Raw genomic sequence first — 15,909 nt, 5'->3', positions numbered from 1 at the left:
GGACTCTCTGCTGAAAGCCGACCTCCGAATCATGCTTTCCGTTACTTTGCCGCTGCTATGGCTTTGTCCGCCCGCTCCTTTATCGATTTTACCGTGTCGTCCAAGGATTTCCGTCCGACCAAATACAACTCCCCTTCTTGCAAAATAATATTGGCGTATTCCGCAGCAGCCGGACCTACAATCTTCTCGTTAAAGAAGCCTAATTGGTTGTCAGTTATTGCACTCTTATATTCAGCAAGGGTAAAGTCACCTTCTTTTGTTCTGTTCATTAAGACTTTGAACCCTTCATCTACTTGCTCTTTGCTTAAATCAACGCGAGCCGGGGTAAAACCGGAAATTTTGTAGAAATTTTCCGCTTGAAACTTGACGAATTCGTAAGCTTCTTTCGCATGTTTAGAAGTTTTACTCACACCATAGCCGGAAACGATCCCCAAATTACGATTGCCGCTGTTATCGCTCGGGACAGGAATCTGGGTAATGCCTACTTTCCAATCTCGCGGATACTTCTTGGTGTCCGATATTGTACTAGTCAACCAGTCGCCAATCAGCATCATGCCGTATTGACCGGACATAAATCCGTCGAATTGGAGCTTCTTCGTCTTGAACTCCAGCCAGCTCGGTTGAATCTTATACTCGTTGCCGAGAGAACCGAAGTTTTTCAAAGCCTCTTTAAAGGCTGGATGATCAAAATTGGACGTACCGTCTTCTTTATAAGGTGAAACGCCTTTTTGCATCGCTGTAAAGAACAAATACACGTCATAATCGAGGTTATAAGTGCCGTAAATCCCTTTAGCCGGATTATTCAGTTTCTTGGCGGTATCCATATACTGATCCCAAGTCCATGAGGCTGGGGGATAAGGAACGCCGGCATCGTCGAAAACTTTTTTATTGTAAAATACCGCCCATTTTCCCACTGCTTCCGGGAGTACAAACGTCTTTCCATCGAACAATGGGATGTAATTTCCAAACACTTTCTTTGCCTCATAATGATCTTGTTTCATCATATCGTCCAAGGCCACTAATGAACCATTGGATGAATACTTGTGGATGGCTGTAGGATTACGCATCGAAATCAAGTCTATTTCTTCGCCTGCCGATAAGGAGATGTCGACTTTCTTGTAAACATCCTGACCAGTACCCGGAACAGGTTCAATTTGAATCTTTATTCCTGTCTTTTCCGTAAAGGCTTTGATCACTTTTGCCAGATCGGATGTCTCCGCTGCACGGCCAGCCGTTTCATACATTTTTAAAGTGACTTCTTTCTTCTCGACGACCTTCGGTGTTTGCGTTTGTATGTCTCCGGCTTGATTTGCCGGTGTGCTGCAGCCAATTGCCAAGCTGGACAGCATGCCAAGCGTTGCAATCAAATTTATTGTTTTTCTCATTTTCAAACCCCTTCCTATGGTGAACATAGATTTCGAAACCAATTCCAAGTAAATCAATGAGTTTTATGTATATTTCCATTATAGTAAACTAGATTTTTTTGTCAATTCAAACTTTTTTCGGATTAATCGCCATGAAACTAGGCGTAAGCCGCCCGCTTCTGTCTGGTTTCCATTTTCTCCAATTCATGCAGCAGCTTGATAAGCATAGTCAATTGGATCTCCTTATAATCAGGATGAAGCCATAAATTGTTTCTTTCCAGTGGATCTATGCTTAGATCATAAAGTTCTCTGGCTTGAAGATTGTATTCGCCATAGTAAATCGTCAATTTGTACTGCTCGGAGACGACCGTCTTAAGGCGCAGCTTGTTCGGATCATCTATGCATTCAATTAACGCTGCATCACGCACTTTGTCTGTCCAGCCATGCAATAAAGGGGTTAGATCGCTGCCGTCCAGCCGCGCGCCGTCTTGCTCCAAGCGGCATAAAGTCAATAGCGTCGGCGCTAAATCAACCAGACTTGCAATCGCAGAGTGGCGGTTAGCAGGGATATAGGCAGGGCCATGAATGATTAAAGGGACATTAATCAGTTGTTCATAATGAAAGGGCCCTTTCATCCAAATCCCATGGTCGCCAAGCAGTTCGCCATGATCGGATGTGTAGATAATAATCGTCTCTTGAGCAAGACCTGCTTCCTCTAACGCGGCAAGGATATGCCCAATTCCCTCATCAATCATTTCTACCATGCCATAGTAGTAAGCTTTACCCAATCTGGCATCTTCATCGCTCACCTGTCTGTAATCCGTGCCGTCCGAAGATTGGCCAGCCATCGGAAAGGCACCATGAAGCGGATGCCGCTCATTCCATTGTCCGCTATGCACAGCTTGATAATGCGGGGGCTTGTCCAGCAGCTCGCCCTTCGCATAAGTTGGGAGGGGAATATCCTCGAGCTTCACCTGCTTGGCACGCTCCATCGGCAGAGCATGCGGATGGTGCGGATCTTGGAAACCGATGCTGAGAAAAAAGGGCTGCTCCTTCTCCGAAGCATGATTGCGAATAAAAGCGGCTGCCCGCTCCGCTGTCCATCGGCTGTTATGAAGCTCCTCCGGAAGCTCCCAATCGTACGCTTCGCCGCCAAATGACATTGAGCTTCGCCGCGATGCTTTAAATTCCTTTGCACCGGTTTTCTCTTTGACCCAGAGACCATAATGCCCCCGCATTCCATATAACGAATGGCCTATCGCCAACTCAACCGTTTCAAAACCGTAGTACGGTCCGTCGAAAGCTTCTACATTCCGCTCCCACCCATCCTCCTTGGACTCCATCGATTGCTCGGGGGAAAGAAAGTAGGGTTGGAAATGAGCCTTCCCAATATGGTGCGTCCGGTAACTGTTATTCCCAAACCGATGTGAAAGCAGCACTTCATCCGGCGCGATAGAGGTTCCCACATTCCATGCTCCGTGATTGCCGACGTACCTGCCGCTGTAAATAGAGGCCCGGCTAGGCGTACATACGGGGTTGGTACAATAGGCCCTATCGAAAATGGCCCCCTCCTTCGCCATTTTATCCAAATGAGGCGTATGCACGAAGGATGAGCCATAGCATCCCAGGCTGTCTTTGCGTTGTTGATCCGTTGTAATCAGAATGACATTAGGTCTTTTTTTGGAACTGTTCACGTCCCCACCTATCCTTTCACAGCGCCGGACGTTAAGCCCTTGACGAAAAGTGGTTGCAAGAAGAGGAAAATGACGGTCACCGGAGCAGACACTAGAATGGAAGCAGCCATCATCCCCCCATAATCAGAGCTTCCTTCGCCAATATAGGTCATAACAAGCCCGGGCGCTAAAGTTCGTTTAGCCGGATCTGTCACGAGTGTCAACGAGTATAATAAGTCATTCCAGCTCAGTACAAATCCGAAAATGGCAACTGAAATCAGTCCGGGCACAGCAAGCGGAAAAATGATTCTATGGGTGATTCGCATCCAGCTTGCCCCATCCATTTTGGCCGACTCCAGCAGCTCGTTTGGAATTTCATCGAAATAGGTCATCAGTGTCCATGTTCCCACCGGGAGCGTAAAGGTGATAAATGACAAGATCAAGGATAAATAACTGTCCAACAATCCGTAGCGCTGCATAAGCAAATAAATGGATAAGAGCAATACGCCATGCGGAAACATTTTGGAAATCATAACAGCAGTCATAAACGTTTTGCGGCCCTTATAGCGAAATTTGGAAAAACTAAGGCCTGCATAAGCGGAGATCAGCGTCGCAAATAAACTGCTGGCGCCCGCAGTGAAGAGGCTATTTTTCACATACTGCCGGATTTGCACATCCCGTATCACTTTCCCAAAATGTTCAAGTGTCGGATGCGAAGGTCTAAAGGTCGGCAATAGCGTTTCTGCTGCTGGCTTTAAAGCCGTATTTAGCATCCAGTACAGAGGAAATAAAATAAATAAACCAACTACGATCAATGTCGTCCAAAAGAAGATGCGAAAGCCTGCCGTTTTTTCAAACATCGCTGTGTCTACCTCCGCTTATGTTTTATCCTTCATGCTGCGCACGTACATCACGGCCAATACCGACAACAACAGCACCCAAACCATGCCAACCGCTGCAGCACCGCCGATATCATAGCTCTCAAATGCTCGTCTGTAGACTTCGATCGTAAGCGTTGTTGTTGCCCTGGCAGGGCCTCCCTGACTCATAACCCAAATGAGATCAAACTGCTGAAAGCTGCCAATTGTACCCAGAATGAGAGTGATATAAACAAGGGACTTCACATGGGCAAGGATGACATGGCGCATCACCGTCCAATTGCTGCCTCCATCCAATTTAACCGCCTCCGCTTGATCTTGTGGGACAGACTGCAATCCGGCTAATAAAAATGCCATAAACCAGGGAAGTGTCTGCCACGTCTTGGCGATGATGACGGCCATCATAGCCGTATCCGGTCTTCCCAGAAACGTAATGTTCTCGGATATGAGACCTACGCTCTTCAGCATGGCATTGATAACGCCATAATTGCCGTTGAACATCCATACCCATATGAATCCTATAGAAGTACTCGGAATTACCCAGCAAATAAGCGTTAAAGTGCGAAGCAGCTTCTCTCCCCGAAAGCCTTGATTGACAACAATCGCCCATGCAAAGGCAAGCAAGAAGGGAATGAGTGTCCCGCCCGCAACGAAGACAAGCGTATGCAGTAATACTTCGATAAAATTCGAATCTTTAAAAAGGCTTATGAAATTAGCAAAACCGCTGAATCCGGCTTCCGGTACGAGCAAGCTTTTATTCGTAAAGCTTAATGCCAAGGAACTGAGAAACGGATAAAATATAATTAACGCAAATACGGCAAGTGCTGGAATAAGAAGCAGAAAACCGAATCGGGTATCTGCCTTTTTAGCAGGAGTATTCATCATAGCGGATTACTCTTTTTTCATCGTTTCTTTCAATCTGGCTGCCGCGTCATCCAAGGCTTTCTGTGGTGTTTTGGCATTCAGCAATGCCGCTTGAATCTCCTCCGCGATGATTTGCTCCATCGTCTTGGACTGAGCGTACCGATCCGTTTCACCCGGCTTTGAGAACGAGGCAACCTTCAAGTATCCCGATGTATACGTGTCGTTCTTCACTTCCGGCAGCTCCGTGGTTTTCTTGATAACCGGAGGAACGGACGCCGATTTGTAGTATTTTATAGCGAGCTCGTCAGATAGGATATGCTTAACAAACTCAGCAGCTTTCTTAGGATCTTTGGCATCTTTGCTTATCATCAGATAGTGCCCCCATAGTTTGGCCTGGGGCGTATCGCCTTCCTTCGCAACCGGACGAAGCATAGGAACCATATGTTTCGGCATATCGGCTTCTGAGAAGCCTTTGGATTGTTGAAAGCCGCGAGCTACAATCGAGTCATCGTAGAAAGCTACTTTATTTTGCGAAAAAAGGTTGCGTGCCTCCACACGATCGATATCCATTTTAATATAGCCTTTGTCCAGCAAGCTCTTTAACCAGGAAAGCGTTTGAACGCCTTGGTCATTGTTAATCGTGACGTTGCCACTCTGATTAAACAAGGTTCCCCCATTTGTCCACAGCCAAGCCTGAAAGTCCTGCGCAATGTTGGCTCCGTTCTTGGTCATGGCCGCATAAGGAATAACGTCCGGATTATTGGCTTTAATCTTTGCCAGCGTCTCTTCGAACTGAGCCAGCGTTGTCGGTACTTGCGTGATACCCGCTTTCTCAAGCAACGCAGGATTGTACAGCATAGAAATTGCAGCGACGGTCCATGGGAGCGCATACTGCTTTCCATCTTCTTGGCCTGCTTTCAAAGCGGCCGCATCGAAATTGTCTTTGATCCACTGAGGGTCAAGCAGCGTGTTGAAATCGAGCATTATGTTCATTCTCTTCAACGTCTTGAACCAAGTGACATCGATTTGGGAAATATCCATCTCTTGTTTGCTTTGTGCTTTGACAATTAGCTGCTCCAAGGTGGTGGCCCAAGGATAGCCAATGGTCTTGATCGTTGTGTTTGGTTCTTTCTGGTTCCAAGATGCGACCATATCTCCTTGAATCACTGGTTTTCCAGTCGTCTCTTCACTTGACCAACTAACGAAAGTCATCTCTGTTTTCTTAGCGGCCTCCGTGCTAGAGCCTGCCCCTCCCGTTGCCGCAGAATTAGACGGCGCTTTTGTCGTAGAGCACGCTGCGAGCGACAAGACGAATACAGCGGATGCCGTTGTCCCTAGCACCATTTTCCTATAGGTCATCCCCATTTACTGTTCAACCTCCAAGTGTACGTTATTGTTGCCTAGTTAAAGGGTAAAGAAAAAACGGCATCGTCTCAATGCCGCTATCTTTAGATCCATGTTCATTTTTTTTGGGAGATGGTCAATGGGTAGGTCGATCCATTGCGGTATTCATAGGGGGTTTGGCTCGTTAATTTACGGAAAATTTGTGAAAAGTATCTGGGATTCTCATAACCGACCCTCTCCCCGATCTCATAGACTTTATAATTGGTGGTCCTGAGCAGCTTCCGCGCAGCTTCAATCCGGCAATGGGTCAAGTATGAAATATAATTCTCACCGGATACTTCTTTGAATAGATAACTTAAGTAACTGGCGTTAAAATGGACATGCTCTGCAACCTCAGTCAACGTAATGGACCGGTTGTAATTAGCTCGAATATACGCCTTAGCCTGCGTAACAATATTCATTCCCATCGCTTCTGAAGTATCTACAACCAGAGTATGCAACAAATTTAACGGATCACCAGATTCAGTACGCGGCGATTTGTCAGGCGGCTCATTCCAATGAATGCAATCCCTCCCCCCTTTGGCCAATGCCTGCTCCGCACTCTTTCTTGAATTTGGAAGCTCATTCGGCGCATATACGGCATGTCCAATACCTATCGAGAAGGTAGACGGGAAAAGCCCTCTTAGGCTGTATAACTGTTTTCGCAGCTCCTTCATCTTATCGATGACAGACTCCGTCCCTTGGGCGATTAATATGATTTCGGCCGTAAATTCATTCACGAACTGGTAGCCATGATGATCAGCCAATAAATCGTTCACAACATTATTCATGGCAAAAGCCAGCAATCGAAAGTCAATTCCATGAGTCTCCACCGCAGCGTCAAATCGCAATAGGCAAACCGTGTATGGCGGATGCTCCATCAACATCTCGCTGCTGGAGCATCCTTCCTCCCATTCTTCTTCCGTAATCGGCACAGTCGTGCAATGCTGGATGAATTTCTTCCGCAAAACGCCCGTCAACAAATTCGAACGCCTCTCGAGCAATTCGGTTCGCAGTTGCTGTTGTTTGTCCCTATTCAAGCTTTCGACGGCCCGAAGCATAGTGTCTCTCCATTGGTCAATGCGAAGCGGCTTTAGCAAATAATCCTCAACACCATAGCGCATGCAGTTTCTAGCATATTCAAAATCATCATGTCCTGAGAGAACGATAACCTTCGTAAAAGCAAATTGCTCATGTAACTTCGCAGCAAGCTCAATCCCATCCATATGCGGCATACGAATATCCGTTAAAACGAGATCTACCGGGTTTTCTTGAACCCACATGTAAGCCTCGAGCCCATGCTCGCAAACCTTTGTGACGGCAAGCCCCAGTTCCGCCCAATTCAGCGCCACTAAACCTTCCCTGATTTCGATTTCATCATCGACGATCAGCAATTTCAGCATAGGCCCCCTCCTCTTTCCCCCTACTATTTCTTCTATTTCTTCTATTTCTTCTATTTCTTCTACTTTATACTATTTTGCACATAAAAAGCATGCTCATGTTCATGATCCAAAAAAAATGGCATAAACCAAATATCGTGGTATTTCCGCCGGAATGATAGTAAGCGCTTGCAAAGCTAACCGGAAGAAGAACCAGTCTGGATTTCCAGACTGGCAGATTTTGAGCGATCACCATTTGTGAGATATTCGGTTATTGCAGCTGTCCGTTGGAGGATGCTTTAGAGGAGACAAATTCGCTGGCCCAATCGACCATTCCGTTCATTAACGTCAATATCAGATTCACGGCATCCTTCTCGGATAATGTGCCATTATTGGATTGGCTGCTGACATATTGAGACGTCTTCTGTTCAAGCTTTTCAACCATATCCTTAATTTTCAGCAATTCATTGGCTAAGTCCGAGACTTGTTGGCCGTTGCCGCCATTTTGACATGCCTGCTGGCCTTGGCCCTGACTTTGATTTTGGTTTTGACCGTTTTGACCTTGGTTTTGACCGTTTTGACTTTGGTGGTTTTGACCTTGACCTTCATTTTGACCCTGACCCTGACCCCGACCTTGAGCTTGACTCTGGCTTTGCCCTTGATCTTGTCCCTGAGCTTGTTGTTGACCGGAGTCAGAAGCTTGCTGCTGCTGATTTTGGCCTCCTTGTCCCCCCTGTGATCCTTGAGATCCTTGAGAGCCTTGGGAGCCTTGAGATCCCTGAGAGCCTTGGGAGTTTTGGGAGCCGCCTAACAACATTTTTTTCACTTGCTCGAGCTCGATAAGCACCAAATCATTTTGCTTTGTGAGTTCATCCATTTGCAGCTTGAGATCTTGTGTTTTGATCATGATGTCAAGATTCTCCTTCCTTTATTTCACGGGACCGCAGGCGATTCGTTTACCAGAATTACCGGATGGATCCGTCTTCAGATCATCTTCTTTCTCATGAATAACCAGAGAAGTCCCTCCTGGCTTTAGCAACGAATTCGGCTTGTCAGGAAGCAGCACAACAGATTGAGTGACCGTACTCAAACGACCATTCCCTTGTTCATCTACAACAAGATTAGGAAGGTCCCCGGCATGAAAGCCTTTAGGATTGAGAAATCCATGCTGTTTATGCGTCGGATTAAAGTGCGCGCCTGCCGAGTCAAAAGTCGGCGCCTCACAAACTGATTTTTCATGAATATGAAATCCGTGGAGACCCGGCTTCAGCCCGCTAACTTGAAGATCAATCCGTACCCCCTCCTGAACAGCCGTTAATTGAGCCGTTCCGGTAGGTTGTCCATTCGTACCAATTAATGTAACTTGCAGGGGCGGTGATGAGGCGGTTTCAGCAATCGCTGAGCTTTTGACGGTTTGACATCCTGTCAGTACGAGCAGTCCTAGACTTACAGTTACAACAGTTTTCAGTGATTTCATTAAGTATTATCCTCCCGAAACTTTGCGTTTTACATCATCTAACCTTATGATGCGCAACTGACTTCTGCTGTAACCGTATCCCAAGAATAAATTTTCATAAGCCATTCAGAAATAACAAAAAGCCCGCAATCTTCCGATTGCAGACTTTGGATGATGATCGTCCTATTTACAAAATGGTCATCAATTTCGCTATGATTTGAAGATTCTCAAGTTTCCGCTTGTAGAAATGAAACTCTACCTTGGTATGCTCGACGGCATCCTCCATTCGCAGCACTTGCTCCTGCAAATCTTTCGTATATGGCCAGATTTCGGCCTGACGCTGCTGTTCATTTTTTCCCGTGACCAAACCGTCTCCAATGACCTCGCATTCCTTCGCCAAAAGCTGATGTTTGGCCCAACTTAGCTCCGATACCGCATCCACATAAATAGCTTCGGCTTGTTTGAGCAATTCGGGTACTAGCTGCAGTTCCAAAATAACATCCGACCGGTTCATTCGGACTCCTCCTAATAAGAGCAGATCATAAGCTTTTGCTGCTTCGCTTCATGTATATTCATAGAAAAATAAAACATGCTTATCATGAAAATCCGGCGAAAATAAGCCATTTCCAAACATAAAACGACCCATATTGCTAAGCGCTTTCAACATGCTTTGACAATTCCATTAAGGTTACATTAAATCTATTGAAAACGCTTTATTCCCTCTTGAATACCCTGCTAGAAGCAGATAGAATGTTACTATACATATCAGAGGAGGTGACAATATATGAGCCAAGAGGAAGAAGTAGTATCCCAAAATGAAGAAGAAATCGCCGAAGAGTCCGCTGAAGAAGTAGAAGCAGTGAACGAAGAGGCGGCTGAGGAAGTAGCTGAAGCTAGCCAAGAGGCTGCAGCGGCTGAAGAAAGCGTGGAATCCGAAGAGGAATAATTAATCTTTATTTTAAAATAAATCTCCCCTCCAGCCAACCGGTTGGGGGGTTATTAATTTTATGGATTTTTTTATTTTTTTGCGTATAAATTTTCTGAACATTCAAATAATACTGGTGTACCATAAAAAAGGAGATGATTTTGAATGGCTAGAAACAACACTTTAGTCGTACAACAAGCAAAAGCAGCATTGGATCAACTGAAGTTTGAAGTCGCTCAGGAAATTGGTGTCCCTCTCTCCCCTACTGGCTACAATGGTAACTTGGCAACACGTGATGCCGGCGCAATCGGCGGAAACATCACGAAGCGTTTGGTACAACTTGCTGAACAGCAACTTTCCAGCTTCAAACGTTAATCCTTTGATGTAGGAGCAAGCTCAAAAAGACTGATTTCACTCGATCCTCCTTAGAGTGGCCTTCAGTCTTTTTCTTTTTTTCTTCAAAATCGTCCTTTATTTCTTCGATATCCTCACCAGTTTTAGCCTGCATATTTTATTCGCATTAGCACTTTAGTATGATGACCTTATCCCTGATACCAAAAGGAGTGGTAATCATGACTGAACAGCAATATGAAATATTCCGAGATCCGTACCGCATGCTCATTCTGTTGGCAACATTAGTCAGCGAACAAAAAGGTGAAAAAACGCTTCAGTTTGACAACGTACCTTACTTTGAGAACGCTACATTCCTCATCCAGCACGGCAAATTCATCTACAAAAAAAATCAAACCGAAATCACCTGGTTCCAATTCCTCGGAAGAGACATCGCCTGCAACAAAGACTATACCCGCGAGGAGTATAACAAAATGTTCGTCGATTGTCTCGCTTCCCTTTACAACATCGCCTAGCCTGCCCACAAGGATAAACGACTTCGCCGTCCTTTTAGGGCGGGCGCGTTTGTCAAGGTAGATGCGAAGCAAAAGTATAAAACTTATACTTTCTTATCTACAAATAAAAGCGCTGCTTAGCGGAAATATCCGTCTAGACAGCGCTTTTGGCTATGCGTTATTTCTTTTTTACTTCTTCAACAAATACATCGCTTGCATCACGGTTGCTTCCAAGCTCGAGAATCGTATATTTCTTCTCGCCAATCATAATCACATCTTCCACTTCAGGCAGCGGGTCGCCTAAATATACCGTACCTAAATACACATTGCTGCTCTTCAAACGCAAATTCCATCGATGCTGCTGCTTCGTCATTCCTGTTCCTCCCAAACTCTAATGACACCAAGTTACCATAAATCACGCTAATATGAAAGTCCTATATCCTACTCGTTTATTTTTTGATATATTAATGACATGATCGTCCAGAAAGGTTGACAACTCCCATGACATCCCAAGGCTTAACAAATGATGAACTTTCCATCCTGCTCGGTAAAGGCAGTTCAACGGCCATACCCGCTTCAGCGACCGACCTATCCTATATTCCAAGGTCCAAAAAGAAGCGTAAATCTTACCAACTTTTCATGAAGTTTTTCCGCCTATGGCGTCAATAACATATACAGTTATGTATGTGTTGACAATCTTAAGAATTCTTGGTATATTACTAATTGTCTTCACAAAACGACTTGTTAGCTCAGCTGGGAGAGCACTATCTTGACAGGGTAGGGGTCAGTGGTTCGAGCCCACTACAGGTCATAGCAAATCATTGCAAGAAACCCTTGATAAATAAGGGTTTTTTTGTTATCTATTTTTCATTTAAGGCTCGCAGCATAACCTACTCTCCTTCAATTAAAGTAGAGCTTAGTCTTCTTCTCATCTTCAGAAATAACAAAAAAGCCACTCCATTTTGGTGGGAGCGGACTTGTGTAATCTAATATTTATTTATAAGTAATAAAATGAAACAGAGACTGGAAAAGTATCCAGCCTCCCAAGAAAAACATTCTGGTCACGCCATAATAGGCATGTGCTTGCGAGCGTTCCGCTCTAGGTAATAATAAAGTAACATGGAAAATTCTAATTTGCAATCTTTTTTAGCAAAATCTCGGAGAGTTTCTCTTCAACCACTTGCTTTTCAATGCCTTCATGTGATACAAACCATTCCATCATTTCTTCAAGAATTTTATCTTTCTCAGAGATCTCGTTGGTTAATTCACGAATCCGCTTCTCATCTTTTGTTTTATCAGAAAGGAGCATATTAATTATTGAATTTCGTTTAGTATTCATTGGAATCAATGCAAGCTGAAACTCATCAATTTTATCTAGAAGTTCACTGGAGGCTTCGCCGCTCATCTTATAAAGTATCCTATTTTTATGAATCCATCTTATACTTCCAACTTGTACCCCTGTATTCTTTTTAAATCCTTGTGTATTAGCGACAGAATCAATAACATCAGAGTATCCTTTCCCATATGCTCCTCCGCTACAAGGGACTACAAGAACTTTGTTTTTTCGATTAGCCAAAATAATGCATGGATGTTCATAGGAAGGTTCGTTCCTAAAATTTGAAGCACCCAAGTCCACCATGACAATCTTCCCTCTTTTATATTTCTGAGTGTTTTCGTATGTATGATTATGTATCCATCTGTCTTTGAATAGCACCCAGTTCGCCATTGTGTAGCTGTCAAATGCACTAATAAAATCAGCCAAATTCCACATTTTGAGCTTAAATGAGGTAAACACGTCTTGTACTGAATTTCCTGATAAGACTTTTGCGTTTGCTGCTCTTGCGAGATTTTGTAGTTTTGATCTATTAATACTAAAGCTCATCCCTATTATCACCCCCCTATATATTACCATTATATGACAAAATAGGAGGTTAGGACTAGTGTAAAGTTGTAGTAATCTGACTCACTCATACCTTCGTGGGAGCAGTCAGATAAGTATGATGAAACTGTGGCATACATACTTCTATTGCTCTGTTAGTCTGCCCGTTGCCACTAAGAGCAACTACACAAATATGAGTACAGAAGCCGATACCACTACCTTGAGCTTCAGCTTACCGCTGCTCTCGAGCCATATTTGTTTGGCTTTATCCCTATCCGAGCCACGCTCTCTTGGCCTTACATATCTGCCACCTCCAGAATATAAGTTGGAAACAAATTAAAAAAAAGAGCCAATTAGACTCTCACAATTAATCGCTGCTACTACTGCCTCCGCTGTCACTACCACCTCCACTATCACTTCCGCCTCCGCTAGAGGAATCATTGTGATGGTGATTGTGATGTTCATGATCGTGATTGTGATGATGGTGGTCATGATGAATATGATTATGGTTGTTATGATGATTGTGGTGCTGGCGATGGATATCATGATCTGAAGAATTATTAATAAACTGATTAGTGCTGTGATTGTGACTATGGCTAGAATTACTTCTTCTACTCTTGTCTTTGCTGAACATGCCAATTAAACAAAAAATAACGAACATAATGACAATAATAACTATTGAACTCATTAAATCAGTCCTCTCAGTTTTACATATTTAGGTGATCTCAATATTATAAGTATACGACATGCTTAAGCTCCCCCATTACACTAACTCATCATTTTAATTGATCGTCTTAGCTCACTTTAAATACTTTTAAAATAAGGTTTATGCCTAAGGTCACACATGCCATAACATTCCGACGACGATTAATTTTTTGCCTGTAAGTGTATCTGTGCTCTCTATCGCTAAGCCTCGACAAAGCTTCTTCAATCTCCTTAAGTAAACCATCTGTATTTCGTAGTTTCAATAAACCTTATTCGATGCTTTTTGTTTAGGTATCAGAACAAAAAGAACCCCTCACAGGGTTCTCAAGCAAAACTTATCAAATACTACACTTTAAATTTATCAACAACTTCTTGCAAGCTCGTCATCTGATTGTGCAGCTCAATCGTTTCTTTATGTACACGATCGAACATTTCGCCTAGCGTCTCTACGTTGGCCAAAACTTCCTCGGAACTTGCCGCCGTTTCTTCGGAACTGGCTGAGGAAAGCTCGATAAACTTAACAATTTTGTTTTTACGGTTATCTACACGCTCCATATCTGTCGTGATATTTTCAATAGATTCATGCATTTGCTGCAAAGAGGTATGAATTAAATCAAATGTATGGGATGTCTGCCCTGCGTTCTCTTCCTGCGAGCCTACGATATGAAGCGACTGCTCCATCGCTGTAGACGTTTGCTGGGCAGAATGCAAAACGTTCTCAATCAACACCTGAATATGGCCAGCTGCCTCGCCTGCCTGAACAGAAAGCGTTCTCACTTCAGCAGCGACTACGGCGAATCCGCGGCCATTTTCTCCGGCCCTAGCTGCCTCAATCGAAGCGTTAAGCGCAAGTAAATTGGTTTGCCTCGATATAGAGTGAATGGTCGTGACCATCTCTTGAATGGCGTCAATATCATGCATGAGTTTACTAACGCTGGACTCTACCTCTCTGGTCACGGCAACGTTATTGCGAATCAACTGGATCATCGCCTGCATCGCTTCAGCGCCTCGCTCTTCCTTCTCCCGAATAATAGCACTATTATTTTGTAGAATTTGAACGTGTTCGTTGGTGTCATCAATCAATTCGGCCAATTCTTGAACGCCCTTCATCCCATCCTCCACTACCTCCGCCTGACTCGCAGCAGCTGTTGCCAATTCGTGGATTGTCGTATTGATTTCATAAGAAATCGTATTTGTTTGTTTCATCGAATCTTTGATATGATCTGCATTACCTTTACTTAGACTCGCAGATTGTTTAACATCCTTGACGATGGCATGAATTTTCTCAATAAATTGATTTGTCGCAGCCGACAGTCTGCCGATTTCATCCATCGAGGCGTCGGGCAATCTTCTCGTTAAATCTCCGTCCCCCTGAGCTATCGCGACCATTGCTGCTTGCAGTCTCTCCAACCTCTTGAACTGGCGACTGACAATTAAAAACAATACAGCCCCGGCAATCAGTAAGCCTGCAAGTGTGGCAATACAGGTTGTATAAAAGAATTTTGTCAATACCTGCTCCGACAACGCAAGTACGAGCACTTGACCGTTCGATAGCGATTTAAAATAATACTTGGCTTTCGTTCCATCGAACGACATCGTCTTGTATGCTTTGTGGTCAGCCCCTGCCAAACTAACGTTTAGAGAGTCCAGCAGTTCCGCGTCAAGCTGTGAAATGGTATCATCGGAAGAAGCAACTAGTTTACCTGTGGAATCAACGATCCCCGCGAACAGTACATCTCCGCCAAGCTCCGACTTTAGCTGAGTCAGCACCGGCTTCGCTCCGATTTTGCTATCGAGTTCGGTTAGCGTGGCTCCATCTCTTCCTGTTTGCACAATGCGCGGAGATGTCCATCCGGACACGCCGACGTATTTATACACCTTAGAATCAATGCTCCGCTGCTGAGCCGGCTGCGTTACTATTTTCTGTTTGCCGGTAATTAAATCCATAAATTCATATGCTTGATTCTTGGCGTCAGCCCCAAAATTGAAGTCAATCTTTTCGCCCGCATTGGTCAGTACTAACTGTCCCTGTGCATTGGTGATCCAAAACTCGTCGATACCGGAGCGCCCGGCTAATTCGGCGGCTTGCTTAAAGTTCATAGGAATTTTATCATACATATACGACAGGAGGACTGCTTGTCCAACCATCTCCCTCTCCATCACACTTTCCGTTGCCTTCCTCGCAATGTATGCGTTCTCAATTCCAATTCGTGCTGTTTCTAACGTTGTAAAACCTTTCTCATGAAGACTTTCAGCCGTTTGTCGATACGTAATTGTTCCTGTCCCTACGGACACTGCCAACAACACTACCATCAAGGGCCAAATTATTTTGTGTTTGATTGATTTAAAAGCCATGTTGCTCCCCTTTTCTATAATTTCAGAGATTACTCATCTATTATTTCGACATTTTTCAACATTTTCCTGCAAAATCATCTGATATCCGCGGACTGATGATATTTAGGAGTCGAAATCATCCCCCCCTTATTCACCGATCAACAGCTTTCTTCATTTTTGTTAAATACAACACAGAATCAAAAAAATACTATGTGATATAGTTT

At 44.2% G+C, this 15,909-nt stretch carries 16 protein-coding genes, 1 tRNA gene and 1 pseudogene; 4 read left to right on the top strand and 14 right to left on the bottom strand.

What is annotated here, in order from left to right; genetic code table 11:
• Nucleotides 1-41 precede the first annotated feature (41 nt).
• The 9 genes from AC3WRW_RS26440 to AC3WRW_RS26400 form a co-directional block, all read right to left on the bottom strand.
• Nucleotides 42-1,385, bottom strand: a complete 1,344-nt coding sequence (locus AC3WRW_RS26440; RefSeq protein WP_492549212.1) for an ABC transporter substrate-binding protein — start codon at nucleotides 1,383-1,385, stop codon at nucleotides 42-44.
• Between the two features lie 137 nt (nucleotides 1,386-1,522).
• A complete protein-coding gene (locus AC3WRW_RS26435) occupies nucleotides 1,523-3,058 on the bottom strand; it encodes a sulfatase family protein (protein WP_492549211.1) in 1,536 nt (511 codons plus the stop codon).
• An 8-nt stretch (nucleotides 3,059-3,066) separates the two neighbouring features.
• Nucleotides 3,067-3,897: a carbohydrate ABC transporter permease gene (locus tag AC3WRW_RS26430; protein WP_492549210.1), complete on the bottom strand. Its 831-nt coding sequence runs from the start codon at nucleotides 3,895-3,897 to the stop codon at nucleotides 3,067-3,069.
• Nucleotides 3,898-3,915: 18 nt separating this feature from the next.
• On the bottom strand, nucleotides 3,916-4,800 hold the full coding sequence (locus AC3WRW_RS26425; protein WP_492549209.1) for a carbohydrate ABC transporter permease: 885 nt from the start codon (nucleotides 4,798-4,800) through the stop codon (nucleotides 3,916-3,918).
• A 6-nt stretch (nucleotides 4,801-4,806) separates the two neighbouring features.
• On the bottom strand, nucleotides 4,807-6,144 hold the full coding sequence (locus AC3WRW_RS26420) for an ABC transporter substrate-binding protein (RefSeq protein ID WP_492549208.1): 1,338 nt from the start codon (nucleotides 6,142-6,144) through the stop codon (nucleotides 4,807-4,809).
• Between the two features lie 95 nt (nucleotides 6,145-6,239).
• Nucleotides 6,240-7,565: a response regulator gene (locus AC3WRW_RS26415; protein ID WP_492549207.1), complete on the bottom strand. Its 1,326-nt coding sequence runs from the start codon at nucleotides 7,563-7,565 to the stop codon at nucleotides 6,240-6,242.
• 247 nt (nucleotides 7,566-7,812) lie between these two features.
• Nucleotides 7,813-8,448 carry a hypothetical protein gene (locus AC3WRW_RS26410; protein WP_492549206.1) on the bottom strand — a complete coding sequence of 212 codons (636 nt, stop codon included), beginning with the start codon at nucleotides 8,446-8,448 and terminating at the stop codon, nucleotides 7,813-7,815.
• A 21-nt stretch (nucleotides 8,449-8,469) separates the two neighbouring features.
• The gene (locus tag AC3WRW_RS26405) at nucleotides 8,470-9,018 is read right to left on the bottom strand and encodes a superoxide dismutase family protein (protein WP_492549205.1); all 549 of its coding nucleotides are present in this window, start codon (nucleotides 9,016-9,018) and stop codon (nucleotides 8,470-8,472) included.
• A gap of 166 nt (nucleotides 9,019-9,184) precedes the next feature.
• Nucleotides 9,185-9,511, bottom strand: coding sequence for a hypothetical protein (locus AC3WRW_RS26400; protein ID WP_171686149.1), 327 nt, complete (start codon nucleotides 9,509-9,511; stop codon nucleotides 9,185-9,187).
• 270 nt (nucleotides 9,512-9,781) lie between these two features.
• Between AC3WRW_RS26400 and AC3WRW_RS26395 the strand changes: the two genes are divergently transcribed.
• The gene (locus AC3WRW_RS26395; protein WP_171686150.1) at nucleotides 9,782-9,943 is read left to right on the top strand and encodes a hypothetical protein; all 162 of its coding nucleotides are present in this window, start codon (nucleotides 9,782-9,784) and stop codon (nucleotides 9,941-9,943) included.
• A gap of 144 nt (nucleotides 9,944-10,087) precedes the next feature.
• Nucleotides 10,088-10,297, top strand: coding sequence for an alpha/beta-type small acid-soluble spore protein (locus AC3WRW_RS26390; protein WP_492549204.1), 210 nt, complete (start codon nucleotides 10,088-10,090; stop codon nucleotides 10,295-10,297).
• On the opposite strand, the gene AC3WRW_RS26385 is transcribed toward AC3WRW_RS26390, so the two are convergent.
• Nucleotides 10,287-10,430 (bottom strand): hypothetical protein, encoded by a 144-nt coding sequence (locus AC3WRW_RS26385; protein ID WP_492549203.1) that lies wholly within the window; start codon nucleotides 10,428-10,430, stop codon nucleotides 10,287-10,289. The two genes, AC3WRW_RS26390 and AC3WRW_RS26385, sit on opposite strands and share 11 nt — an antisense overlap.
• Before the next feature lie 64 nt (nucleotides 10,431-10,494).
• Here AC3WRW_RS26385 and AC3WRW_RS26380 point away from each other — a divergent pair, with 64 nt between their 5' ends.
• A complete protein-coding gene (locus AC3WRW_RS26380) occupies nucleotides 10,495-10,788 on the top strand; it encodes a hypothetical protein (RefSeq protein ID WP_492549202.1) in 294 nt (97 codons plus the stop codon).
• Nucleotides 10,789-10,945: 157 nt separating this feature from the next.
• Here the strand turns inward: AC3WRW_RS26380 and AC3WRW_RS26375 are convergent, their stop codons facing one another.
• The gene (locus AC3WRW_RS26375) at nucleotides 10,946-11,140 is read right to left on the bottom strand and encodes a hypothetical protein (protein ID WP_029196081.1); all 195 of its coding nucleotides are present in this window, start codon (nucleotides 11,138-11,140) and stop codon (nucleotides 10,946-10,948) included.
• Between the two features lie 365 nt (nucleotides 11,141-11,505).
• Here AC3WRW_RS26375 and AC3WRW_RS26370 point away from each other — a divergent pair.
• Nucleotides 11,506-11,578: transfer RNA gene (locus AC3WRW_RS26370), tRNA-Val, on the top strand.
• Between the two features lie 318 nt (nucleotides 11,579-11,896).
• On the opposite strand, the gene AC3WRW_RS26365 is transcribed toward AC3WRW_RS26370, so the two are convergent.
• The 3 genes and pseudogenes from AC3WRW_RS26365 to AC3WRW_RS26355 all read right to left on the bottom strand — a co-directional run bounded on the left by AC3WRW_RS26365 (nucleotide 11,897) and on the right by AC3WRW_RS26355 (nucleotide 15,664).
• A complete protein-coding gene (locus AC3WRW_RS26365; protein ID WP_492549201.1) occupies nucleotides 11,897-12,649 on the bottom strand; it encodes a type II toxin-antitoxin system PemK/MazF family toxin in 753 nt (250 codons plus the stop codon).
• A gap of 180 nt (nucleotides 12,650-12,829) precedes the next feature.
• Nucleotides 12,830-12,928, bottom strand: a pseudogene (locus AC3WRW_RS26360) (phage terminase small subunit-related protein); the annotation flags it as partial.
• A gap of 768 nt (nucleotides 12,929-13,696) precedes the next feature.
• Nucleotides 13,697-15,664, bottom strand: coding sequence for a methyl-accepting chemotaxis protein (locus AC3WRW_RS26355; RefSeq protein ID WP_492549241.1), 1,968 nt, complete (start codon nucleotides 15,662-15,664; stop codon nucleotides 13,697-13,699).
• Nucleotides 15,665-15,909 lie beyond the last annotated feature (245 nt).

The organism is Paenibacillus sp. FW126-R14 (assembly GCF_058789495.1).
This window is presented reverse-complemented; position numbering and strand designations above follow the sequence as displayed.